Annotated in this window: 20 protein-coding genes; 11 read left to right on the plus strand and 9 right to left on the minus strand. The window is 69.0% G+C overall.

The window, feature by feature from the left end; genetic code table 11:
• Positions 1-375: 375 nt before the first annotated feature.
• Entirely contained in the window at positions 376-1,566 is a 1,191-nt protein-coding gene (locus IPV09_RS06145; RefSeq protein WP_207474361.1) for a zinc-dependent alcohol dehydrogenase, read from the minus strand.
• Positions 1,567-1,685: 119 nt separating this feature from the next.
• On the opposite strand from IPV09_RS06145, the gene IPV09_RS06150 reads away from it, so the two are divergent.
• Together IPV09_RS06150 and IPV09_RS06155 are read left to right on the plus strand one after the other, a co-directional pair.
• Entirely contained in the window at positions 1,686-2,624 is a 939-nt protein-coding gene (locus IPV09_RS06150; protein WP_207474362.1) for an SDR family oxidoreductase, read from the plus strand.
• Position 2,625: 1 nt separating this feature from the next.
• Entirely contained in the window at positions 2,626-3,366 is a 741-nt protein-coding gene (locus IPV09_RS06155) for a PIG-L family deacetylase (RefSeq protein ID WP_207474363.1), read from the plus strand.
• Between the two features lie 7 nt (positions 3,367-3,373).
• Here the strand turns inward: IPV09_RS06155 and IPV09_RS06160 are convergent, their stop codons facing one another.
• From IPV09_RS06160 to IPV09_RS06170, 3 genes are read right to left on the minus strand one after another with little or no spacing between them, the layout of a single operon-like run.
• Positions 3,374-4,381, minus strand: a complete 1,008-nt coding sequence (locus IPV09_RS06160; RefSeq protein WP_207474364.1) for a dihydroorotate dehydrogenase-like protein — start codon at positions 4,379-4,381, stop codon at positions 3,374-3,376.
• A complete protein-coding gene (gene nifJ / locus IPV09_RS06165; protein ID WP_207474365.1) occupies positions 4,378-7,962 on the minus strand; it encodes a pyruvate:ferredoxin (flavodoxin) oxidoreductase in 3,585 nt (1,194 codons plus the stop codon). The genes IPV09_RS06160 and nifJ overlap by 4 nt, the downstream gene beginning before the upstream one ends.
• Positions 7,959-9,590, minus strand: a complete 1,632-nt coding sequence (locus tag IPV09_RS06170) for an NAD(P)-binding protein (protein ID WP_207474366.1) — start codon at positions 9,588-9,590, stop codon at positions 7,959-7,961. The genes nifJ and IPV09_RS06170 overlap by 4 nt, the downstream gene beginning before the upstream one ends.
• A 148-nt stretch (positions 9,591-9,738) precedes the next feature.
• On the opposite strand from IPV09_RS06170, the gene IPV09_RS06175 reads away from it, so the two are divergent.
• Positions 9,739-11,352, plus strand: coding sequence for a gamma-glutamyltransferase family protein (locus IPV09_RS06175; protein WP_207474367.1), 1,614 nt, complete (start codon positions 9,739-9,741; stop codon positions 11,350-11,352).
• Between the two features lie 90 nt (positions 11,353-11,442).
• Positions 11,443-12,621, plus strand: a complete 1,179-nt coding sequence (locus IPV09_RS06180; RefSeq protein WP_207474368.1) for a glycosyltransferase — start codon at positions 11,443-11,445, stop codon at positions 12,619-12,621.
• Between the two features lie 31 nt (positions 12,622-12,652).
• On the opposite strand, the gene IPV09_RS06185 is transcribed toward IPV09_RS06180, so the two are convergent.
• Positions 12,653-13,471 carry an aldo/keto reductase gene (locus IPV09_RS06185; protein ID WP_207474369.1) on the minus strand — a complete coding sequence of 273 codons (819 nt, stop codon included), beginning with the start codon at positions 13,469-13,471 and terminating at the stop codon, positions 12,653-12,655.
• A gap of 55 nt (positions 13,472-13,526) precedes the next feature.
• The gene (gene msrA / locus IPV09_RS06190; protein WP_207474370.1) at positions 13,527-14,186 is read right to left on the minus strand and encodes a peptide-methionine (S)-S-oxide reductase MsrA; all 660 of its coding nucleotides are present in this window, start codon (positions 14,184-14,186) and stop codon (positions 13,527-13,529) included.
• 89 nt (positions 14,187-14,275) lie between these two features.
• Between msrA and IPV09_RS06195 the strand changes: the two genes are divergently transcribed.
• On the plus strand, positions 14,276-14,818 hold the full coding sequence (locus IPV09_RS06195; RefSeq protein WP_207474371.1) for a GtrA family protein: 543 nt from the start codon (positions 14,276-14,278) through the stop codon (positions 14,816-14,818).
• On the opposite strand, the gene IPV09_RS06200 is transcribed toward IPV09_RS06195, so the two are convergent.
• Complete coding sequence (locus IPV09_RS06200) at positions 14,748-15,440, minus strand: uracil-DNA glycosylase (RefSeq protein WP_207474372.1); 693 nt, start codon at positions 15,438-15,440, stop codon at positions 14,748-14,750. The genes IPV09_RS06195 and IPV09_RS06200 overlap by 71 nt on opposite strands.
• Positions 15,441-15,537: 97 nt before the next feature.
• Between IPV09_RS06200 and IPV09_RS06205 the strand changes: the two genes are divergently transcribed.
• Together IPV09_RS06205 and IPV09_RS06210 are read left to right on the plus strand one after the other, a co-directional pair.
• A complete protein-coding gene (locus IPV09_RS06205) occupies positions 15,538-16,509 on the plus strand; it encodes a hypothetical protein (protein ID WP_207474373.1) in 972 nt (323 codons plus the stop codon).
• Positions 16,510-16,511: 2 nt separating this feature from the next.
• A complete protein-coding gene (locus IPV09_RS06210) occupies positions 16,512-16,919 on the plus strand; it encodes a DUF2089 domain-containing protein (protein WP_207474374.1) in 408 nt (135 codons plus the stop codon).
• Between the two features lie 74 nt (positions 16,920-16,993).
• Here the strand turns inward: IPV09_RS06210 and greA are convergent, their stop codons facing one another.
• Both greA and IPV09_RS06220 read right to left on the minus strand, forming a co-directional pair.
• On the minus strand, positions 16,994-17,506 hold the full coding sequence (gene greA / locus IPV09_RS06215; RefSeq protein WP_207474375.1) for a transcription elongation factor GreA: 513 nt from the start codon (positions 17,504-17,506) through the stop codon (positions 16,994-16,996).
• Between the two features lie 73 nt (positions 17,507-17,579).
• Complete coding sequence (locus IPV09_RS06220; RefSeq protein ID WP_207474376.1) at positions 17,580-18,005, minus strand: DUF4307 domain-containing protein; 426 nt, start codon at positions 18,003-18,005, stop codon at positions 17,580-17,582.
• 66 nt (positions 18,006-18,071) lie between these two features.
• Here IPV09_RS06220 and mca point away from each other — a divergent pair, with 66 nt between their 5' ends.
• From mca to IPV09_RS06240, 4 genes are all read left to right on the plus strand, one after another.
• Positions 18,072-18,992 (plus strand): mycothiol conjugate amidase Mca, encoded by a 921-nt coding sequence (mca, locus tag IPV09_RS06225; RefSeq protein ID WP_370590241.1) that lies wholly within the window; start codon positions 18,072-18,074, stop codon positions 18,990-18,992.
• Positions 18,980-19,231 (plus strand): hypothetical protein, encoded by a 252-nt coding sequence (locus tag IPV09_RS06230; RefSeq protein ID WP_207474378.1) that lies wholly within the window; start codon positions 18,980-18,982, stop codon positions 19,229-19,231. The genes mca and IPV09_RS06230 overlap by 13 nt, the downstream gene beginning before the upstream one ends.
• Positions 19,232-19,370: 139 nt before the next feature.
• The gene (locus IPV09_RS06235) at positions 19,371-20,453 is read left to right on the plus strand and encodes a Fic/DOC family N-terminal domain-containing protein (RefSeq protein WP_207474379.1); all 1,083 of its coding nucleotides are present in this window, start codon (positions 19,371-19,373) and stop codon (positions 20,451-20,453) included.
• A 166-nt stretch (positions 20,454-20,619) separates the two neighbouring features.
• Complete coding sequence (locus IPV09_RS06240) at positions 20,620-22,668, plus strand: thioredoxin domain-containing protein (RefSeq protein WP_207474380.1); 2,049 nt, start codon at positions 20,620-20,622, stop codon at positions 22,666-22,668.
• Positions 22,669-22,676 lie beyond the last annotated feature (8 nt).

Consider the following 22,676-nt stretch of genomic DNA (forward strand, 5'->3'; position numbering starts at 1 on the left):
GGGTGGGGGTGGCGCGGCCGCCGGGCTCGCGCTGACAGGAGACCAGTGCGGCCACGGTCAGCGCGCCCAGCAGAGCTCGGCGGGACACAGGCACTGGGACAGTTTACGCAGTCCCCGGTCCAGCAGCCATCGGCCGGTGGGCCGACCCGGCGGGATATTCCGTTGCCCCGAGGCCGACCAGGTGCTTACTGTGGGTCTACACAAGGAAGGGGGTGGTCCGACCAATGAGTATTGCCAAACGGACGGGTGAGGTGGTCTGCCGCTAAGGCGAATCCACACAGATCACCGGGAACCCGCAGCGCCTGTCGTCGTCCGCACAGGCAAGCCCAATCGGGCGGCTGCGGGTTCCTTCACGTCCCGGGACGGGACGACCCCTTACTCGCCGGGCTTCAGCACCACCTTGATGCAGCCGTCGGTCTTCTGCTGGAACATGGCGTAGGCATCGGGGGCCTCGTCCAGCGGCAGCCGGTGGGTGGCCAAGGATTCCAGTCCCAGCAGGTCCCCGTCCTGTTCGGCAATGGCCGACAGTTCGTCGGTCCAGGACCGCACGTTGCACTGGCCCATCCGCAGGGTGATCTGCTTGTCGAACATGGCCATCAGCGGCATGGGGTCGACCGCGCCACCGTAGACGCCCGACAGCGAGACGGTCCCGGCCCGGGCCACTGCCTCGATGGCGGTGTGCAGCGCGTCGAGCCGATCGATGCCGACGTGCTCAATCGCCTTCTGCCCCACGGCGCCGGGCAATCGGGCCGCCCCGGCGATCACCTTCTCGGCGACCGGATTGCCGTGGGCCTCCATGCCGACCGCGTCCACCACCGAATCCGGGCCACGGCCGTCGGTCATCTCCTTCAGGGTCGCGGCGACGTCGTCCACCTCACGATGGTCGACCACCTCGGCACCCCACTCCCGGGCCAACTGCAGCCTCTCGTCGACCAGGTCGACGGCGATGATGCGCTTGACGCCCTGCCGTTGGGCGGCCCGCACCGCCAGTTGGCCGACCGGGCCCAGGCCCAGCACCGCCAAGGTGCCACCCTCGGGGACGTCGGCCCACTGCACGCCCTGCCAGGCGGTCGGCAGGATGTCGGAGAGGTAGAGGAAGCGTTCGTCGGGCATGCCTTCGGGGACCTTCACGGGACCGAAGTCGGCATGGGGGACGCGCACCATCTCGGCCTGCCCACCCGGCACCGCACCGTACAGGGAGGTGTAGCCGAACAGGGTTGCACCCTTGTCCTTGGCCCGGACCCGGGTGGTCTCGCACTGGGTGGAACGGCCCCGCTCGCACATGTCGCAGTGCCCGCAGGCGATGACGAACGGGACCACCACGCGGTCCCCGACGGAGAGGTTCTGCACGGCCGAGCCAACCTGCTCCACCACCCCCATGAACTCGTGGCCCAGGATGTCGCCGGGCTTCAGGAACGGCGCCAGCACGCCGTACAGGTGCAGATCGGAACCGCAGATGGCGGTGGAGGTGACGCGGATGACGGCGTCGGTGGGCTGCTCGATCCGCGGGTCGGGTACCGACTCGACGCGGACGTCCTTGAGGCCATGCCAGGTGAGAGCTTTCATGGACCCACGCTAGGCGAGCCGACGCTCCCGGTCAGGCCGGAGGCGGATTCGCCCACCAAAGGGGTGCCATTGGTCCTCGCCCGGCACCCCGGGGAACATCGGGCCGTAGTGTCACCCGCATGAATGGTGTCGCGCTCGTCGCCGGCGGCTCACGCGGTCTGGGCCTGCTGATCGCCAAACGCCTGCTGCAGCGGGGGTACTCGGTGGCCATCAGCGCCCGCGACGGGGAAGAACTCGCCCGCGCCGGCGACCAGCTCGACCAGTGGCGCCGCCACGTTGACCAGGCTGCTTCGGCCAGGGTGCTCACGAGGGTCTCCGACGTCCGTGACGCGCAGGACTGCCGCGACCTGGTCAGCCACGTCGAGGCAGAGCTGGGGCCCGTGGACGTGCTGATCACCGTCGCCGGGATCATCCAGGTCGGGCCACTGGAGGCGCTGACCTTGGAGCACTTCCGTGACGCCCTCGACACGATGACGTGGGGGCCGGTCCATCTGGCCCTGGCCGTCGTGGACGGCATGCGGGAACGCGGTCACGGTCGCATCGGCACCGTCACCTCCGTCGGGGGACTGGTCTCGCCGCCGCACCTGCTGCCCTATGCGACGGCGAAGTTCGCGGCGGTCGGCTTCAGCGAGGGGCTGTCGGCGGCGCTGGCCGGGACCGGTGTCACCGCCACCACCATCGCGCCGGGCCTGATGCGCACCGGGTCACACGAGCGGGCCCTGTTCACCGGCGACGCGCCGCGGGAGTTCGCCTGGTTCGGGCCGGCGGCGTCGCTGCCGATCCTCAGCATCAACGCCGAGCGTGCCGCCCGCATCATCGTCGACGGCGTGCTGGCCGGCCGCACCCACGTGTTGGTGGGGGCGCTGCCAAAGCTCGCCGTGCGGGTGCGGGGACTGCTGCCCAGCCTCACCGTCCGGGCCATGGGCCTGGCCAACAGGATGCTGCCGTCGGGGACGGACCCGACCACCGTCGAGGGACGGTCACTGCCACGCGGTAAGGTCGTCGGGTTCCTGACCGGGCTGGGCGCCGCAGCCGCCCGCCGCCACAACGAGAGCTGACATGCTGATTTCGCCGTACCAGCGGGTGCTGTTCGTCCATGCACATCCCGACGACGAGACCTTGGCGACCGGTGCCCTGATCGCCCAGTTGAGCGCCGACGGGGTCGAGGTCGACCTGGTCACCTGCAGCCGCGGTGAGCGCGGGGAACTGGTGCCCGGCGTGCTGTCGGCGGCCACCACCGCAGCCGAACTGACCCGCGTCCGTGAGGCGGAACTGGCCGCCGCGATCGCGCATCTGGGGATCAGACGGCACGCCTTTTTGGGCACCCCGCCGGCCAGCCGCGACGGCCAATTTCACGTCTACGAGGACTCCGGCATGGTCTGGCTCGCGCCGGGACTCGCCGGACCAGCCGAGGACGTGTCTGGGAGGGCCTTCTCGACCCAGCCCCTGGAAGTGCTGGTCTCCGACCTCCTCGCCTGGGTCGATGTGACGGAGCCGGAAGCCATCCTCAGCTACGACGCCACCGGCGGCTACGGGCACCCCGACCACGTACGGGCCCGGCAGGTGGCGCAGGGGGCGGCCGCCGCTGCCGGGCTGCCCTTCCTGGAGTTCTTCGCCTGGTACGGCCCCGAGAGTGAGACGCCCGGGGTGGAGTGGGAGGACCATGCCGAGCAGATGCCTGCCCTGCTCGCCGCCCATGACAGCCATCGCACCCAGTTCACCCGCGACGGGGACCGGGTCACCCACGTCGGTGGCCAGCAGCAGCCGCTGGTCACCCGGGTCGGCCTGCGGCTGGCCTAGCCCGGCGTCACCCGGGCTGGCCGTAGCGACGCTTCGCCTGCTGCAGGGCGGTCACGTAACTGTTGCGTTCGTAGGCGTCTGCAGGGGCGTCGGCGGGCACCGCCAGCAGGCCGCGCGTCTGGTCGAGGGTGACCTGCTTGCGGTCGAGCCACTCCTGCAGCCCGGCCACCAGGGTGCGGGCATGGTCGCGTCCGTGGCGCACCAGCGACGAGGTCGTCATCACCACATCGGCCCCGGCCAGCAGGTACTTCACCACGTCCTCGGCGGTCTCGACACCACCGGACGCCGCCAGCGAGGCCTGCACCTGGTGGTGCAGCACCGCAATCCAGGTCCGCGGCAGTCGCGCCTCGGCCGGGGTGGACAGTTCCACCCCGGGCACCACCTGCAGCCGTTCGGCGTCCAGGTCGGGCTGCAGGAACCGGTTGAACAGCACCAGGCCGTCGGCCCCGGCCCGGTCCAGTTGCACGCACAGGTTGCCCACCGAACTGAAGTACGGGCTGAGCTTGACCGCGACCGGAATCGTCACTGCCTGCTTGACCGCCGCCAGGATCTGCAGGTGCCGCTCCTCGACCTCGGCACCGGTCAGGGCCAGGTCGCCGGGCACGAAGTAGATGTTGAGCTCCAGGGCTGAGGCCCCGGCGTCCTGCATCCGCCGGGCGGTGGCGGTCCAGCCGCCGGTGCTGGCCCCGTTCAGGCTGGCGACCAGGGGGATGTCGATGGCCGACGCGCAGGATTCCAGCAGCCGCAGGTACGTCGCCGTCATGCCGGCATCGGCGGTGCGGGCCAGGTCGGGGAAGTAGCTCAGGGATTCCGGGTGCCGGTCGACGTAGCCCTCCAGCAGGGACACCGCGTGTTCCTCGTCGCGGCGAATCTCCTCCTCGAACAGGGAGTACATCACGACCGCGCCCAGCCCCGTGTCGGCCAGCGCCTTGACACCGTCCACCGTCTGCGACAGGGGACCGGCCGAGGCGACCACGGGGCTGCGCAGGTCCAGTCCGAGGTAGCGGGTGGTCATGGTGTCACCCGGTCGAGCAGGGCGTCCAGTGCGAACGCCGACGCCGGTTGGGTGGCCAGGTTCTCGTACTCGCGCCACCGTCGCTCGACCTGCTCCTGGGCCAGTTCGAGCAGCCGTTGCGCCTCCTCGGGGTGGGTCTGCTGCAACAGCTTGAACCGCAGTTCCCGGGAGTGGTACTGGGCCAGGGTCAGCCGGGGCCGTGGCGAGTCCAGCAGGAACGGGTTGCCGCCCTGGGCACGGATTACGGGGTTGTAGCGCATCAGCGGCCAGTGGCCGGAGTTGACGGCCGCGTACTGCTGGTCCAGCCCGGCGCGCATGTCGATGCCGTGGGCAATGCAGTGGCTGTAGGCCAGGATCAGGCTGGGGCCGTCGTAGGCCTCGGCCTCCCGGAGGGCGCGCAACGTCTGCTGCGGGTCGGCGCCCATGGCCACCCTGGCCACGTAGACGCTGCCGTAGCTGACCGCCTGCATGGCCAGGTCCTTCTTGTTGGTCTGCTTGCCGCCGGAGGCGAACTTCGCGACCGCCCCCAGCGGGGTCGACTTCGAGGACTGGCCGCCGGTGTTGGAGTACACCTCGGTGTCCAGGACCAGGATGTTGATGTTGCGGCCGCTGGCCAGGACGTGGTCCAGGCCGGCGGAGCCAATGTCGTAGGCCCACCCGTCGCCGCCGACGATCCACACCGACCGGCGCAGCAGGTGGTCGGCGACCGAGGTCAGGTCGGCCACCAGCGGACCGTCGAGGTCCTGCAGTCGGCGGGTCAGGGCGGCGACCCGTTCGGCCTGCGCCAGCAGTTCGGACTCCCGCTCCTGGCTGGCGTCGAGGATGTCATTGACCAGTTCGTTGTCGTCGATGAGGTGGCGCAACTGTTCCAGTCGGGTGCGGGCCAGGGCGGTGTGCTGGTCGGCGGCCAGCCGCAGCCCCAGACCGAACTCGGCATTGTCCTCGAACAGCGAGTTCGACCAGGCCGGCCCACGTCCCTCGGCGTTGCGCGTCCATGGGGTCGTCGGCAGGTTGCCGCCGTAGATGGAGGAGCACCCGGTCGCGTTGGCCACCGTGGTGCGGTCGCCGAACAACTGGGTCAACAGCTTCAGGTACGGCGTCTCGCCGCAGCCGGCGCAGGCCCCGGAGAACTCGAACAGCGGTTCCAGGAACTGGGTGCCGCGGACGGTGCCGAAGTCGATGCGCCGCTTGTCGTTCTGCGGCAACTGCTCGAAGAAGGTGACGTTGGCCCGCTCGGTGTCACGCTCGAGGACCGGCATCAGGTTGATGGCCTTGCGCTGCGGCTGCCCGATGGGACGCACCGGACAGGCCTCGACGCACAGGGCGCAGCCGGTGCAGTCCTCGGCGTAGACCTGCAGCGTGTAGGCGGCGTTCGGCAGCCCGGCGGCGGTCAACGGTGCCGACAGGAAGCCCTCGGGTGCCTGCGACAGCAGCGAATCGTCGTAGTGCTTGGCGCGGATCACCGAATGCGGGCAGACGAAGGCGCAGTTGCCGCACTGGATGCACGCCTGCGGGTCCCACACCGCGATCACGTCGGAGATGTTGCGCTTCTCGTACTGGGTGGTGCCGCTGGGGTAGGTGCCGTCGATGGGCAGCGCCGAAACCGGCAGGGCGTCCCCGCGGCCGGCCAGCATCTCGGCGGTGACGTCGCGCACGAAGTCGGGGGCGTCGGCGGGCACGGGTGGCAGCAGGTCGTGGGTGCTGGTGACCAGGCCGGGCACCTCGATGTGGTGCAGGTGCGAGACGGCCATGTCGACGGCGGTGTGGTTCTTGGCGACCACCTCCATCGACTTGCGGGCGTAGGTCTTGGTGATGGCCTGCTTCTGTTTCTGGATGGCGACCTCGGACGGCAGCACCCCCGAGATGGCGAAGAAGCAGGTCTGCAACACGGTGTTGGTGCGGCTGGCCAGTCCGGCGTCCTGGGCGACGGCGCTGGCGTTGATGGCGTACAGGTGGATGCCGAGTTCGAGGATGGTGCGTTGCATGGGGGCCGGCAACCGGTCCCAGACCTGGTCGGCGGGGTAGGGGCTGTTCAGCAGCAGGGTGGTGCCGGGGCGGGCGAACTCCAGCACGTCGACGCGTTCCAGGATGCTCCAGTGGTGGCAGCCGATGAACCCGGCGCGGGTGACCAGGTAGGGCGCCCGGATCGGGTTCGGCCCGAACCTGAGGTGGGACACGGTGCGCGAGCCCGACTTTTTCGAGTCGTAGACGAAGTAGCCCTGGGCGTGGAACTGGCCGTCGGAGCCGAGGATCTTGATGGTGTTCTTGTTGGCGCCGACGGTGCCGTCGGACCCCAGGCCGTAGAAGACGGCCCGCAGGGTCTGCGGGTCCTCCAGGTCGAGGTCGGCGGGGTAGTCGAGGGACAGGTGCGAGACGTCGTCGGTGATGCCGACGGTGAACCTGGGCCGGGGGCTGGTCCGGCTCATCTCGTCGAAGATGCCGACCACCATGGCCGGGGTGAACTCCTTCGACGACAGTCCGTAGCGTCCGCCGATGACCCGCGGCATGGCGTCGCGTCGTCCGGTGGCGGTCGCCTCGCCGAGGGCGGCGACCACGTCGAGGAACAGCGGTTCGCCGCCGGAGCCGGGCTCCTTGGTGCGGTCGAGGATGGCCAGCACCCGGGTGGTGGCCGGGATCGCCTCCAGCAGCTGCTCGGTGGGCAGCGGCCGGTACAGGCGCAGCTGCACCATGCCCACCCGGGCCTGGGGGTCGCGCTGGTTCAGGGCGTCCACCGTCATGCCGACCGTCTCGGCGCCCGACCCCATCACCACCACCACCCGTTCGGCCTGGGGGTGCCCGACGTAGTCGACCACGCGGTAGCCGCGGCCGGTGAGTTCGGCGAACTGGTCCATCACCTGCTGCACGACCCCGGGGGTGCGGGCATACGTCGGGTTGACCGTCTCGCGGGACTGGAAGTAGGTGTCGGGGTTCTGGGCGGTGCCCCGGATGAACGGGTTGGCCGGGCTGAGGGCGCGCTGGCGGTGCTCCCGGACCAGGTGCTCGGGGACCAGGGCGCGCAGGACCTCGTCGTCGAGCAGCTCGATGGTGTTCAACTCGTGGCTGGTGCGGAACCCGTCGAAGAAGTGCAGGAACGGGATGCGGGTGCGCAGCGTAGCCGCGTGGGCGATGGCGGCCAAGTCGTGGGCCTCCTGCACCGAGGCGCTGGACAGCAGCGCGAACCCGGTCTGGCGGACCGCCATCACGTCCTGGTGGTCGCCGAAGATGGACAGCCCCTGGGCGGCCAGGGAGCGTGCCGCCACGTGGAAGACCGTCGAGGTGAGCTCCCCGGCGATCTTGTACATGTTCGGGATCATCAGCAGCAGCCCCTGGGAGGCGGTGAAGGTGGTGCTCAACGCCCCACCCTGCAGGGCCCCGTGGATGGTGCCGGCGGCGCCGCCCTCGGACTGCATCTCGATGACCGAGGGCACCTGTCCCCAGACGTTGGCGCGGTGGTCGGCCTGCCATTCGTCGGCCAGCTCGGCCATCGTCGAGCTGGGCGTGATCGGGTAGATCGAGCACAGTTCGCTCAGGCGGTAGGCGACGTCGGCGGCGGCCTCGTTGCCGTCGATGATGGCGGTCATCGCAGGGTCTCCGGAATCATCTCGATGGCGTGCACGGGGCACTGGTCGTAACAGGTGGCGCAGCCGGTGCACTTCTCGTAGTCGAAGCGGTACCGGTGGCCCTTGCCGAGCTTGATGACGGCATCCTCGGGGCAGGCTCCCAGGCAGCCGTCGCACTCGAAGCAGTTGCCGCAGGACAGGCAGCGCCGGGCCTCGAAGACGGCCTCGTCCGGGGTGAGCCCGGCGACCACCTCGCCGAAGTCGCTGCGCTCCTCGATGGCCCGTTCGGTGTGCACCCGGCGGGCGTGGTCGCCGAAGTACCACGGGTTCATGGCGTCGAAGATGACGACGGGGTGTTTGGGGCCGCGGCTGCCGTCGGCACGGTTCAGCCAGGCGTCAATCTGTCGGGCGGCGGTCTTGCCGTGGCCGACGCCGATGGTGACGGTGCGGTCGCTGGGCACCGCGTCGCCCCCGGCGAAGATGCCGGGGACGTCGGTCATCAGCGACGAGGGGTCGACCTGGACGACGTCGTCGTCGAAGCGCAACCCGGGGATGTCGTGCAGGAAGTTGGTGTCGGCGCGCTGGCCCAGGGCCAGGATGACGGTGTCGGCCTGCAGCGTCTCGAAGCGGCCGGTGCCGACTGCGCGCCCCTGTGCGTCGAGTTCCATCACCTCGACCTGCACCCCGTGCTCCTCGACCGCCGAGATGGTGCGCAGCCAGTTCATCGTCACGCCCTCACGTTCGGCCTCGACGCGTTCGTCCTCGTGGGCCGGCATCTGGTCGGGGGTGCGGCGGTAGACGACCACCGACTCCTCGGCGCCGAGGCGTCGGGCCACCCGCGCCGCGTCCATGGCGGTGTTGCCGCCGCCGTAGACGGCCACCTTGCGTCCGATCAGGGGACGTTCGCCGCTGGCCACGTCGCGCAGGAAGCTGACGGCCTCAATGATGCGGGTGGCGTCGGCGGCGGGGATGTCGACCCGTTTGGACAGGTGGGCGCCGACGGCGACGAAGACGGCGTCGAAGCCGCCGGCGAGTCGTTCGGCGTTGAGGTCGGTGACGGTGTGGTTCTGGGTGAACACGACGCCCAGGTCGACCAGCCGCGCGATCTCGGCGTCCAGCACCTCCCGCGGCAGTCGGTATTCCGGGATGCCGTAGCGCATCATGCCGCCGGGCACGTCGGAGGAGTCGCAGACCTCGACCTCGTGGCCGAGGCGGGCCAGGTGGTAGGCGGCCGACAGCCCGGAGGGTCCCGAGCCGATCACCAGCACCCGGAAACCGGTGTTGTTGCGGGGCTTGGTGAACTTCCAGCCGTGGGTGATGGCCTCGTCGCCCAGGTAGCGCTCCACCGAGTGGATCGAGACGGCCTCGTCGAGGTCCTGACGGTTGCAGGCGGTCTCGCAGGGGTGGTAGCAGACCCGTCCGTGGATCGCCGGGAACGGGTTGTCCTTGACCAGTTGGCGCCAGGCCTGCTCGGTCTCGCCGGCCTTGATCAGGCGCAGCCATTCCTGGATGTTCTCACCGGCCGGGCAACCAGCGTTGCACGGTGGCAGCAGGTCGACGTAGATCGGCATCCGCGTGCGCACCGGCCCGACTCGCCCGGAGGCCCGGTGCAGGTCGGGTCGTGGCGTCAGGTCCTGCGGCTGGCTCATTGGTTGACCCCCTTCGGCCGTCGTCATCGGCGGCCTCTACTACGGATAGTAGTCACGCGTTTCCGGGGGTTGGCACCGGGGTGCCCGCTCCACGCGAGGCACCAGCCACACCGTGGGTGGGGACCCGAGGGGCGTAGGCTCTGGGAGCATGAGGCTGACGCTTGATGAGCTGGTCTGGCCGGGACGACATCAGCCGATTCTTGCTTCCCACGGGATGGTGGCCACCAGCCAGCCGTTGGCTGCGCAGGCGGGCGTGGGGGTGCTTCGCGACGGCGGCACCGCTGTGGACGCCGCGATCGCGACGGCAGCTGTGGCGACGGTCGTCGAGCCTGCCACCTCCTCCCTGGGTGGTGACGCCTTTGCGATCGTGTGGGACGGTGCCCGACTCCACGGGCTCAATGGGTCGGGCCGCTCACCGTCGGGCCTGAGCGCCGAGCACGTCCGCAGCCAGGGGCATCACGTCATGCCGCAGCACGGCTGGCTGCCTGTCACCGTCCCGGGTGCGCCCGCCGCGTGGCGTGACCTGCACCAGCGGTTCGGACGATTGCCGTTCTCGAGGCTCCTCGAACCGGCCGCCGACTACGCCGAGCGTGGGCACCCGGCCTCCCCGATCTCGGTGTGGCACTGGCGCCGGGAGGTCGAGGACGTCCACCCCAAACTCGCCGGCGCGGAGTTCGCGGCGTTTCCCGCCCTGTTCGCCCCCGGTGGGAGGCCACCCGGGGTGGGTGACATCTGGCGCAGCGCCGAGATGGCACGAACGTTGCGCCTGGTCGCCGCGACGAACTCGGACACCGTGTACACCGGGGAAGTCGCCGACCGGATCGCCAGCTTCTCTCGCGCCACCGGTGGTCTCCTCACCCACGAGGACCTGAGTTCCCACACCAGCACCTGGGTCGACCCCGTCAGCACCGACTACCGCGGCTTCGACGTATGGGAACTTCCGCCCAACGGACAGGGCCTGGCGGCGCTGATCGCCCTGAACATCCTCGAAGGGTTCGACCTGTCCACCATCCCGCCCCACTCCGCGGAGGGCGTCCACCTGCAGATCGAAGCCATGAAGCTGGGCTGCATCGACGCCCGCCGCTACATCACCGACCCCGACCACAGAAGGGTGCCGACCGAGGAGTTGCTGTCCAAGGACTACGCAGCAACCCGGCGCGCCCTCATTGGTGAGCAGGCGCTGGTGCCTGAGCCGGGCAGCCCGAGGGCCAGCGACACGGTGTACCTGTGCGCCGCAGACTCCGCGGGGATGATGGTCAGCTACATCCAGTCCTCCTTCCATGGGTTCGGCTCGCACGTGGTGGTGCCGCAGACCGGCATGGTCCTGCAGAACCGCGGCGCGGGATTCAGCCTCGACGGAGGTCATCCGAACGTCCTGGAGCCGGCCAAACGCCCCTTTCACACCCTCATCCCCGGCTTCCTGACCAGGGCGGGCGCGGCCATCGGCCCGTTCGGCGTGATGGGCGGGAACATGCAGCCGCAAGGACACCTGCAGATGGTCGTGAACACCATCGACCACCACATGGATCCGCAGACCAGCCTCGACCAGCCACGGTGGTTCTGGCACAGTGGCCGCCGAGTCCTGTGCGAGCCCCTGATGGAATCCGGCGTGCTCGCGGGGCTCCGGGACCGTGGCCACCAGGCAGAGCACTGGAACAAGCTGGACGCCTACGGACGCGGACAGATGATGTGGCGGCTGCCGTCAGGTGCCTACATCGCGGGCAGCGACCCGCGCGGCGACGGCCAGGCCGCCGGCTACTGAACGAGGCCTCGCCTGGCCAGGAGCGTGGGGAACAAACCCACCCCGGGCGGGGTTGCACGACCTGATGACGGCGACGAACAGGACTGCACGTTGAAGATCACCACGGTGTCGATGCACACCTCGCCCTGGACCCAGCTCGGCGCCGGTGACGGCGGCGGCATGAACGTTGTCGTGCGCCACACCGCCGAGGAGCTGGCGCAGTTGGGTCACCAGGTCGAGGTGGTCACCCGCCGCACCGACCCCGACACCCCCGAGCGCCAGCAGATGGCCCCGGGCGTCGAGCTGGTCACCCTGACCGCCGGTCCTGCCGCCCACCTGCCGAAGTCGCGCATCGACGAGCACGTCGAATCGTTCCGCGCGGGTCTGGCGGCGCTCGAGCCGGGCGACGTGATCCACTCCCACCACTGGATGAGCGGTGTGGCCGCGCTGCCCGTCGCCGATCAGTGGCAGGTGCCGCACGCGATGAGCTACCACTCCATCGCCGCCCCCCAGTTGCACGTCGACCTGGGGCTCGGTGAACCCCCGGAGTCGGCCCGCCGGGTGCCCGGTGAGCACCTCTGCGCCCAGCGCAGTGATCGCGTCATCGCCATCAGCGCTGCTGAGGCCGACACCGTCATCGAACGCTTCGGCATCGACCCGGCGCGGGTCACGGTCGTCGCTCCCGGCGTCGACCACGACCTCTTCCATCCGCTGGCCGACCAGGACACCGCGCGGGCCGACTACCTGCTGTTCGCGGCCCGCCTGCAACCCCTCAAGGGGGCCGACCTGGTCGTCGAGGCACTCGGACTGATCGACCCGGCCGTCCGGCCGCGGCTGGTGATCGCCGGGGAGGTCTCCGAGGACTTCGCCGACTACCAGGCGGTCATCGACGAAATCATCGGCAGGCACCACCTGGCCGACTGGGTCAGCTACGCCGGGGCACGACCGCGCCAGGACTTCGCGGCGCTGGTCCGTGGAGCAGCCCTGATGGTCATCCCCAGCCACTCCGAGACCTTCGGACTGGTGGCACTGGAATCAGCCGCGTCCGGTGTCCCGGTGGTCGCCTCGGCGGCGGGCGGTCTGGTCGAGTCGGTCGCCGAGGGCCGTTCGGGGCACCTGATGGCCCGGCGCGACCCGGCGCTGTGGGCGGAAACGATCACCGACCTGCTGGCCGACCGGGACCGACTGGCCGCGCTGGGTCGCTCGGCCCACCAGTGGAGCCTGGACTTCACCTGGGCGGCCTCAGCCGCCAGGCTCGAGTCGGTGATGGTCGAGCTGGTGGACCGCTGAGCAGTAGGGGCCTGAGCGGTATGGGACGACCTCAGTCGATGTCGTCCAGGCCGTCGAGGCGTTCCATGTCGGCAGCCGAGATCTCGAAGTCGAGATCGACGTTCTCGGCGATCCGCGACGGGGTGGTGCTCTTGGGAAGGGGCAGGACGCCCTTCTGCAGCACGTAGCGGATGCACACCTGGGCCACCGTCCTGCCGTACTTCTCGGCAATGGAGGCAATCTCGGGACTGTCAAGGATTGCGCCGGTTGCCAGGGGTGAGTAGCCCTCGACCAGGATGTCGTGGTCGCGGCAGTAGGCCAGCGTCTGGTCCTGGGTGCGTCCGATGAAGAATGAGATCTGGTTGACCGCCGGCGTCAGCCGTGAAGCACGGGCGAGTTTCTGCAGGTCGTCGACCGAAAAGTTGGAGACGCCGATGGCGCGGGCGCTGCCGTCCTCGAAGAACTCCTCGAAGGCACGCCAGACCTCGGCATTGCCGGCGGCGCAGTCGGTGCCCATCGCCTCCCACGGCCAGGGGGCGTGGATGAGGTACAGGTCGACATGGTCGGTGCCCAGCGCGGCCAGACTCTGCTCGAAACTGGTGACGGCCGTGGCGTAGTCCTTGATCTCGGCCGGCAGCTTGGTGGTGATGAAGACCTCGTCGCGGGCCAACCCGCTGTCGGCGATGGCCCGGCCCACCGAGGCCTCATTGCCGTAGGCGCGGGCGGTGTCAATGTGCCGGTAGCCGGCGGCCAGTGCCGCGGTCACCGCGTCGTAGGTGGCGGGGCCATCAGGTACCTGCCAGGTGCCGAAGCCGATCGCGGGAATGGTGGCGCCGGTGGCCAGGGTGAAGGTCTGGTCGAGGACTGTCATGAGTGGGTACTCCTGGGGTCGTGGGTGGGCCAAGTGACGGCCCGGTGGCTGTGGGTCATTCACCCAGTTCGATGACGCCCACCTGGCAGCTGACACCGTTGGGGCCGTGGTTGCAGTACCCGCCCGGGTTCTCGTCCAGGTACTGCTGGTGGTAGTCCTCGGCCAGGTAGTAGGCGCCGGCCGTGCCCAGTTCGGTGGTGATCGGTCCGAAGCCTCGCTCGGTGAACCGGGGCTGCACCTCGGCGATGAAGGCGGCGGCCGTCGAGTTCTGTTCGGCGGTGGTGGTGTAGATCGCCGAGCGGTACTGGGTGCCGACGTCGTTGCCCTGCCGCGGGCCCTGGGTGGGGTCGTGGTTCTCGAAGAACGCCTGCAGCAGTTGGGTGAACGTGATCGTCCCGGGGTCGTAGACCACCTGGACGGTCTCGGCGTGGCCGGTCTGCGCCGAGCAGACCTCCTCATAGGTGGGGTTGGGCGTGAATCCGCCCATGTAGCCCACCGAGGTCAGCAGCACCCCGTCCAGTTGCCAGAAGATGCGCTCGGCGCCCCAGAAACAGCCCATGGCGAAGTAGACAGTCTCGGCCCCTTCAAAGGTCTTGTCGAGACGGTGGCCGAGCACCCGGTGGAAGAAGGGGGAGGTCAGCACCGGTGCCTCGCGTCCGGGCAGGGCATCGTCCGCGGTGACCATCGTCGTCTTGTTGGTCAGGAATCGCCACATGTGCGTGCCTTTCGTGAGCTGGTCTTCATCCTAGGACCGATCACCGTCCCGACGTTGGAGCGAGTTTGCGCTCGCTGCATAATGAAGCGATGACAGCACAGACGCCTGGTCGCGCCGAACGAGGTTTCGCCGCGTTCGTGGGCGCCGTCCACCGGGTGCTGCCGGGAGTGCTGCGCCTCATTCCCCAGACCTTCATCGGCTTCGCCTTCATCAACAGCTTCACCTTCGGCGTCGACCTGGTGCTGTTGTGGCTCACCCACGGGGTGCTGGGCATCGCGTACCCGCTGGCGGTCAGCGGCAGCTACGCGGCTGCCAGCGTGCTGGCCTTCTTCCTCAACAAGATCCTCAACTTCCGCGCCCATGGCAACACCGGCAGTCAGTCGGCCAAGTACCTGTTCGTGATCGTCAGCAACTACGTCATCTGGATTCTGGGCTTCTCGTCGTTCCTCGAGTGGGCCGGTGTCCACTACCAGGTGGCACGCGTCACGGCGGCCTGCATCGAGGGTGCCTACATCTACCTGCTGGCCCGGTTCTGGGTCTTCCGGCCCCGCGCCGAACGAGTCAGCGACTCGGGTCGTCGGGAAGCTGCCACTGAATCGGCGCCGCTCCAGCCTGCTCCAGAAGCTCATTGACCCGGCTGAAGGGCCGCGACCCGAAGAACCCCGTCCGCGCCGACAGCGGCGAGGGGTGCGGGCTGGCGATGAGGGGGACGTCGCCCAGCAGCGGCGCCAACGACTGGGCATCGCGGCCCCACAGCACCGCGACCAGCGGGCCGCCCCGCTCGACCAGCGCCTCGATCGCACGCTCGGTGACCTGTTCCCAGCCCTTGCCCCGATGGGAGCCGGTGGCGCCGGGACGCACCGTGAGCACCCTGTTGAGCAGCAGCACGCCCTGGTCGAACCAGCCGGACAGGTCGCCGTGGGGGCAGGGCTCGATGCCCAGGTCGGCGCGGAGTTCGACGTAGATGTTGACCAGGCTGCGCGGCAGCGGACGAACCCGCCGGTCCACGGAGAAGGCCAACCCGACCGGGTAGCCCGGCGTGGGGTAGGGGTCCTGGCCGACGACCAGCACCCGCACGTCGGCCAGGGGACGGGTGAAGGCGCGCAGCACGTGCTCACCGGCGGGCTGGTAGCCGCGGCCGGCGGCGACCTCCTCCCGCAGGAAGTCGCCCAGGCGTCGAATCACCGGCTCCACCGGGGCCAGTACCTCGGCCCAGTCGGGGGCCACCAGGTCGTGCAAGGGTGTCAAGGTCACCCGTCCAGTCTGCCGCAGTCGGGATCAGCCCCCGCTGAACCCTGAGAATGGCAACCAAGACTGTCCAAGATCGGAAGTTCCGGTTTACATTTGTTCCATGAGTGACAAACAGACCATCCTGGAAGACTTGGCCGCCGGCCGCATCGACATTGCCGAAGCCGGCCGCCGCCTGGACGCCCTGGCGTCGGGCGGCCCCGAGACCACCACCACCGTTGACGCTGATGCCGACGTGGTCGACGCCGAACCCGTCATCGAGGACGAGGGCAGCGTCGACGCCGGCCGTCCGCAGTACACCACCCACGCCCGGGAGGACTTCCGAGCCACCCGCCCGGCCCCTGAACCCGAGGCCGAATTCACGCCCGAGGACGACACGGTCATCGAGGAGCCGGAGGTCACCGCCCCCCGACCGGCCGGGTCCAAGGGGGTGGACAAGGTCACGGTACGCAGCGTGGGTCGACGGGTACGCATCATCGGTGACCCCACCGTGGCCACCCTGAGCGCCTCCGGGCCGCACGTGCTGCGCCGCACCGGCAGGACTCTTGAGGTGTCCAGCGACGGCGACATCGGCCCCAACTTCGGCAGCTTCAGCATCATCCGTCCGCCCCGCAGCGTGGACGACCTGCGCACCATGGCCACCGGCAAGGAACTGCTGGTCAAGGTCAACCCGAACATTCCCGTCGACGTCGAGGTGACCGCCGGCAGCCTGCACACCTCGAAGGTGCCGGTGCTCGGCAAGGTGCGGGTCACTGCTGGCGGGGCCAGCCTCAATGACGTCATCGAGGTGGCCGACGCCCTGGTCCAGGCGGGCTCCGCCAGCGTGCGCGGCGACATCTCCCAGGGCCGCAGCCGCGTGCGCGTCGAGTCGGGCTCCCTGACCATCCACCTGGGTGCCAACGCTAATGTCACGGTGCGCGCCGAGACCCAGCTGGGTCGTGTCTCCTGGCCCGGCGAGCAGAGTGGTTCGGTCGACGAGTACGTGGTCGGCAACGGTTCGGCGCGCCTGGACATCGGTGTCGTCATGGGGCACGCCTCGGTCCGCGAGTCGGCCCCCGACGAGTCGGGGGATTGATCATGGGCCGCAAGCACGCCCAGCCGCGCCAGGACGAGGCGCACCGGGCGCCGTCCCAGTGCCCGGTCTGCGACGCGCAGTTGGCGATCCACACCCTGGGATGCCACAGCTGTGGCACCGAGCTGGTCGGCGACTTCGCCCGGTGCGAATTCTGCGCCCTGTCCGACCCCGAGCTCGACCTGCTACGGGTCTTCCTCGCCTCGCGCGGCAACCTCAAGGAGGTCGAGAAGCACCTGGGGGTCTCCTACCCGACGGCCCGGCTGCGCCTGACCCAGTTGCTGGTCAGCCTGGGCCTGGGTGGTGACGTCACCGAGGAGGGGCCGCTCACCCGTGAGCAGGTGCTCAGCGAGATCGCCTCCGGGGCGCTGACCCCGGCCGAGGGCGCCCGGCTGCTCGCCGACCTGGGCTGAGCTTTGACCGCGGCAACGAACAGCGCCCGCATCCTTCACGGATGCGGGCGCTGTTCGTGTCTGCGAATGCGCGCCTATCCCTTGAAGGGTTCCACCGTGACGATGGTGAGGCTGATGGTCTTGCCGTTCGGGGCGACGTACTCGCTGGTCTGTCCGATCCGCCTGCCCATCACCGCCGACCCGATGGGCGATTGCGGGGAGTAGACCTGCAGTTCCTTGACCGAGTCGTCCAGGTCGAGCAGGTCCCGGCTGCCCAACAGGAAGGTCTCGGTGTCGTCCTCGTCCCCGAAGTAGGCGACGGTGACCAGTCGGCCGGGCGCCACCTCGTCGGCATCGGCGGGCGCGGAGCCCACCTTGGCCAGGGAGAGCTTCTGCTTCAGGACGCGGATGCGGTCCTCCATCTGGCCCTGCTCCTCGCGGGCGGCGTGGTAGCCCGCGTTCTCGCTGAGGTCACCCTCTTCGCGGGCAGAGGCGATCTTGTGGGTGACCGCTTCACGGCCCGGACCCTCGAGGTGCGCCAGCTCTTCGGTGAGCTTGTCGTAGGCCTCTTGGGTGAGCCACACGGTGCTATCAGTGTTCACAGACATTTCACAAGCCTAGCCCGTGAGCCCAACATGAGCGCAAGGCCACGCCCGAACAGGGTCAGTTGGGGTGGTGGCCTCAGGCCAGCGAGCAACCGGCCAGCACCGCCGTGTGCGCCCTCAGGTAGGTCTTGAGGCTGGCGGCGATCTCGACGTCCTGCTGGTCGGACGGCGGCACCGCCACGTCGAGTTCGGCGACGGTCTCACCGTTGGGGGCCTGCGCCTGGACCGTGCAGGTGCCCGGCCTGGTGGGATCGGGGCGGTGCACCCGCAGGATGGTGTCGATGCGGGCGTCGTCGATGACCTGGTAGCTGAACAGTTGACCGCTGATGCCGGGGGTCGCCTTGGACAGCCCCGCCCACACCGTCCAGCCGATCAGGCCCATCAGCAGCGCCAGCCCCACGACGGCCACGATCGTCCCCGAACCCCGGCGGGGGTAGCGTGCCGCAATGCGGGCGCGGTCGGCGTCGGTGCGCCCCGGATCGGTGATGTTCTGCTCAGCCATGGTCGGTCCAGCCTAATGGCTCAGGATGGGCGGACTTTCCCGGGGCGGGGGACCAACTGGTGCAGAATGAGGCGCATGTCCGAATCCGGTCTTCGCCTGCTGCACGTCCACGCCCATCCCGACGACGAGTCGTCCAAGGGTGCCGCCTCCACGATCATGTACGTGGAACAAGGCGTCGAGGTGATGGTGGCCACCTGTACCGGCGGTGAGCGCGGCAGCGTCCTCAACCCGGCCATGGACCGGCCCGAAGTGTGGGCCGACATTGCCGCGATCCGTGCCCGCGAGATGGACCGTGCCCGCGAGATCCTGGGCATCCAGCAGGTCTGGTTGGGCTACGTCGACTCGGGTTTCCCCGAGGGGGACCCGTTGCCGCCGTTGCCCGAGGGCTGCTTCGGACTGGTGGACCCGGTCGAGGCCGCCAAGCCGCTGGTGAAGGTGATTCGGGAGTTCAAGCCGCAGGTGATGACCACCTACGACGAGAACGGCGGCTACCCGCACCCCGACCACATCATGTGCCACAAGATCTCGGTCGAGGCCTACAAGCAGGCCGCCGACCCGTCGGTGCACCCCGAGCTCGGGGAGCCGTGGCAGGTCAGCAAGCTGTACTACCAGATGGGCTTCCACCGGCTGCGCTACGCGGCCCTGGACGCGGCCATGCACGAGGCCGGGATGGACTCGCCCTACGGGGAGCGGCTGGCCCAGTGGGAGGACCACAGCCACGAGCACCGGGTGACCACCAAGGTGGCATGCGGTGAGTACTTCGACCGGCGCGACCAGGCCCTGCTGGCCCACGAGACCCAGATCGACCCGCACGGGCACTGGTTCGACGCACCCCTGGACGTCCAGCGGCGGGCCTGGCCGACCGAGGACTACGAACTGGTCGCCAGCACCGTCGAGACCGCCCAGCCCGAAACCGACCTTTTTGCCGGACTTCGTGGCGAGCGGGATCCCGCGCTGGCGGTAGCCTCGGACACATGGGTGATTTGAACGCGGGCGTCCTGACGCTGCTGGCCTTCCTGGCGCTGGCAGTCTTCGGGGTGATTGCCTTCTTCAGTTTGCGCAAGCATGTCCGGGGCATCCAGGCACCCCACAAGCCGGCCCTGCCCAAGGCTGGCGAGGAGTTCAACGACCCGCTCGAGGCCGGACGCAAGCCGGTCGCGCCGAAGCTGGACGTCCCCCCGGCCAGCGACGGCCTGCGCTCACCGAAGGCCTCCGGCAAGAGCTGAGGCGGCCCACAGGACTCCGCAGACTCCTGTGATTCCCATGGCTTGGTTGCGTGGTGGGTTTCCTGACACATCGTGAAAACGTGTTAAGTTTGTCTCGAAATCTTAACGCTTTGTGCGGACGAGTTGAAAGAGTTGACACGTGTCCTGGAGTCCTGACGTCCCCTTCAACGACCTACCACCGCTGCCGCCGACGGACCTCGACCTTGAGCCCAAAGCCGTTCTGAAGGCCACTATTGAAGCCCGGACGGCGCTGGCGACTCTCAGCCAGGCCGGACAGCTGCTTCCGAACCCCAACATTCTGATTCACGCTGTCCCCCTGCTCGAGGCGCAAGCCAGCTCCGAGATCGAGAACATCGTGACCACGGCAGACGAGCTGTTCAAGCACGTCGACCTGGGTGGTGGCGACCATGCCACCAAGGAGGCGTTGCGCTACCGGGCCGCCCTCTTCGCCGGGGTCGAGTCAATCAGGGAGAGGCCGCTCACTGCGGCGACCGCTACCCGGATCTGCTCTGAACTGCAGGGTCGGGACATGGCAGTGCGTGCGGTGTCGGGCACGCGGATCGCGAATCCGAGCACGCGGAAGATCGTGTATGCGCCCCCTGAGGGGGCAGACCTCATCCGCGAGAAGCTCTCGGCATGGGAACGCTTTGTCCACGCCGAGGATGATCTTGACCCGTTGGTGCGGATGGCGGTGGCCCACTATCAGTTCGAGGCGATCCACCCGTTCCACGACGGTAACGGCCGCACTGGCCGCGTCATCAACATCCTCATGCTGATTGAGGCCGGGCTGCTCCAGGATCCCATCCTTTACCTCTCACGCTCAATCATCGCCCGGAAGAACGACTACTACCGACTGCTACGAGCCGTGACAGCCGAGGGTGCCTGGATTGAATGGGTCCTCTACATGCTTGACGTTGTCCGTGACTCTGCGGCGTCAACGACGCGCAAGATCGGAGCCATCCGCTCCTGTCAGGAGGACATCGCCGACCGAGCTCGCGCGGCCACTCCCGGGGGACGGGACGCACAGTTCCTGGCAGTCCTCTTCGAGCAGCCCTATTGCCGCATCAACACCGTCGCCGACCGCTGTGACGTCTCTCGTCAGACCGCGTCGTCCTGGTTGCACGCACTCGTCGGGGCGCGGCTCCTCCGCGATATCAAGGTCGGTAGGGAACTCCTTTTCGTCAACCACGAGTTCTTGGATGTACTGACGCGCCGCGATTGAGTGTGTTGCGTCCCAGTCGTCGCGGTGCTCAGATGAATGACGTCCGGGGGGCGGCAGCGGCGTCCTCTAGGCTGTGGGCGCGGGCACCAGCGGAATTTCGTCGCAAGCGGCCCGTGCATCACTCGGTTCAGAAGAACACATGTGCCACTCGTCAGGAGTCATGCAAATGGCCAACCGCCTCGCTACCGCGACAAGCCCGTACCTGCTGCAGCACGCCCACCAGCCGGTGGACTGGTGGCCCTGGTCTGAGGAGGCGTTTGCCGAAGCCCGAGAACGCGACGTGCCGGTGATGCTGAGCGTCGGCTACGCCGCCTGCCACTGGTGCCACGTGATGGCCCATGAGTCCTTCGACGATGCCGCGGTCGCGGCGAAGTTGAACGCCGGGTTCGTCTCCATCAAGGTCGACCGCGAGGAGCATCCCGACGTCGACGCCGTCTACATGAATGCCACCCAGGCGCTGACCGGTCGCGGTGGCTGGCCAATGACGGTCTTCCTGACCCCTGACGGCGTCCCCTTCTTCGCTGGCACCTACTTCCCGCCGGAGCCCCGCGACGGGCTGCCCAGCTTCGGTCAACTGCTGGACGCCCTGTCCACGGCCTGGGTCGACAACCATGACGAGGTGGTGGAGTCGGCCGCGCAGATCCGTGCCCAGTTGGGCGAGATCAACGCCATCCCCGAGCCGGCGCAGAAGGCGCCCACGGCGATGCAGACCCTGGAGGCGCTCGGCAAGGACTACGACATGCTGCACGGCGGGTTCGGAGGCGCCCCGAAGTTCCCGGCGGCGATGGTGCTGGACGCCCTGCTGGTCAAGGGTGACCACACCAGCCTCGACATGGCGCAGCTGACCTGCGAGACCATGGCCCGCGGCGGCATCCACGACCAGATCGGCGGCGGCTTCCACCGGTACTCGGTCGACGCCCAGTGGGTCGTCCCGCACTTCGAAAAGATGCTCTACGACAATGCGCTGCTGCTGGGCACCTACACCCGCACCTGGCGTCGCACCGCCGACCACGACCCCGACAAGCGGGCCCTGTTCGAACGGGTCATCTTCGGCATCGTGGAATGGTTGCGCGCCGAGATGACCACCGAGAACGGCGGCTTCGCCTCCTCCCTGGACGCCGACTCGGCTGACATCCGCGGCTCGGTGCACGAGGGCATCTACTACGTGTGGAGCCCCGAGTTGCTGGTCGACGCGTTGGGCGCCGAGGACGGCACCTTTGCCCAGGACGTCTTCCATGTCACCAACCAGGGGACCTTCGAGCACGGCCTCTCGACCCTGCAGCTGCGCTCGGTGCCCGACTGGCAGCGTCTGGAGGACGTGTCCAAGCGGCTCAAGCAGGTGCGCGACGGGCGTTTCCGTCCCGCCCGGGACGACAAGGTCATTGCCTCGTGGAATGGTCTGGCCATTGACTCGCTGGTGACCGCCGGCATGGTCTTCAACCGACCCGAATGGGTCGCGATGGCCCGGGCCGCGGCCCAGGCGGTGTGGGACGTCCACCTGGTCGACGGCGGGGACGGCGTCCGGGAACTGCGCCGCAGCAGCCGCGACGGCCGCGCCGGTGAATCGCCGGCGGTGACCGAGGACTACGGCGCCCTGGCGCTGGGGTTCGCGCGCCTGGCCGGGGCCCTGGGCGATGCCAGCTGGCTCGAGCGGGCGCAGTGGCTGCTCGACCAGGCCGACGAACTGTTCAGCGCCGAGGACGGCGGCTTCTACGACGCGCTCGAGGACGACCTGCGGTTCGCGCGTCCCCGTGACCTGAGCGACAACGCCACCCCCAGCGGCACCGCCACCATGGTGACCGCGCTGCGGGCCGTGGGTGTGCTCAGCGGCCAGGACAGGTACGGGCAGCGTGCTGATGCCGCCGCCCGCACCACCTGGGCGACGGTCGCCGCCTCCCCCCGATTCGCGGGGTGGAGCCTGGCCGACGTGCTCGTCATGGAGGAGGCACGCCGCGGGCTGAGGCTGGCGGACGTCACCATCGTGGTCGACGAGGATGACCGGATGAACCAGTTGGTGCGAGCCGCGTGGCGGATGGCGCCGGCAGGTTCGATGGTGGTGGCGGGACCCGCAGGAACGACCGGCTTCGGGCACCTGTTCGACGACCGCGAGCAGCGCGACGGCCAGGCCACGGCCTACGTGTGCCGCGGCAATGTCTGCTTCGAGCCCGTGACCAGCTACACCGAGTTCAAGACCCCGCTGTGGAGCCGCACGTAGAGTCGGGG

The sequence above is a fragment of the Tessaracoccus sp. SD287 genome, assembly GCF_017355265.1.
In the GTDB taxonomy this organism is placed as follows: domain Bacteria; phylum Actinomycetota; class Actinomycetes; order Propionibacteriales; family Propionibacteriaceae; genus Aestuariimicrobium.

Coding starts and splice junctions, on each gene's coding strand:
- IPV09_RS06145 (WP_207474361.1), bottom strand. CDS start 1,566: ATGAAAGCTCTCACCTGGCATGGCCTCAAGGACGTCCGCGTCGAGTCG.
- IPV09_RS06150 (WP_207474362.1), top strand. CDS start 1,686: ATGAATGGTGTCGCGCTCGTCGCCGGCGGCTCACGCGGTCTGGGCCTG.
- IPV09_RS06155 (WP_207474363.1), top strand. CDS start 2,626: ATGCTGATTTCGCCGTACCAGCGGGTGCTGTTCGTCCATGCACATCCC.
- IPV09_RS06160 (WP_207474364.1), bottom strand. CDS start 4,381: ATGACCACCCGCTACCTCGGACTGGACCTGCGCAGCCCCGTGGTCGCC.
- nifJ (WP_207474365.1), bottom strand. CDS start 7,962: ATGACCGCCATCATCGACGGCAACGAGGCCGCCGCCGACGTCGCCTAC.
- IPV09_RS06170 (WP_207474366.1), bottom strand. CDS start 9,590: ATGAGCCAGCCGCAGGACCTGACGCCACGACCCGACCTGCACCGGGCC.
- IPV09_RS06175 (WP_207474367.1), top strand. CDS start 9,739: ATGAGGCTGACGCTTGATGAGCTGGTCTGGCCGGGACGACATCAGCCG.
- IPV09_RS06185 (WP_207474369.1), bottom strand. CDS start 13,471: ATGACAGTCCTCGACCAGACCTTCACCCTGGCCACCGGCGCCACCATT.
- msrA (WP_207474370.1), bottom strand. CDS start 14,186: ATGTGGCGATTCCTGACCAACAAGACGACGATGGTCACCGCGGACGAT.
- IPV09_RS06195 (WP_207474371.1), top strand. CDS start 14,276: ATGACAGCACAGACGCCTGGTCGCGCCGAACGAGGTTTCGCCGCGTTC.
- IPV09_RS06205 (WP_207474373.1), top strand. CDS start 15,538: ATGAGTGACAAACAGACCATCCTGGAAGACTTGGCCGCCGGCCGCATC.
- IPV09_RS06210 (WP_207474374.1), top strand. CDS start 16,512: ATGGGCCGCAAGCACGCCCAGCCGCGCCAGGACGAGGCGCACCGGGCG.
- greA (WP_207474375.1), bottom strand. CDS start 17,506: ATGTCTGTGAACACTGATAGCACCGTGTGGCTCACCCAAGAGGCCTAC.
- IPV09_RS06220 (WP_207474376.1), bottom strand. CDS start 18,005: ATGGCTGAGCAGAACATCACCGATCCGGGGCGCACCGACGCCGACCGC.
- mca (WP_370590241.1), top strand. CDS start 18,072: ATGAGGCGCATGTCCGAATCCGGTCTTCGCCTGCTGCACGTCCACGCC.
- IPV09_RS06230 (WP_207474378.1), top strand. CDS start 18,980: ATGGGTGATTTGAACGCGGGCGTCCTGACGCTGCTGGCCTTCCTGGCG.
- IPV09_RS06240 (WP_207474380.1), top strand. CDS start 20,620: ATGGCCAACCGCCTCGCTACCGCGACAAGCCCGTACCTGCTGCAGCAC.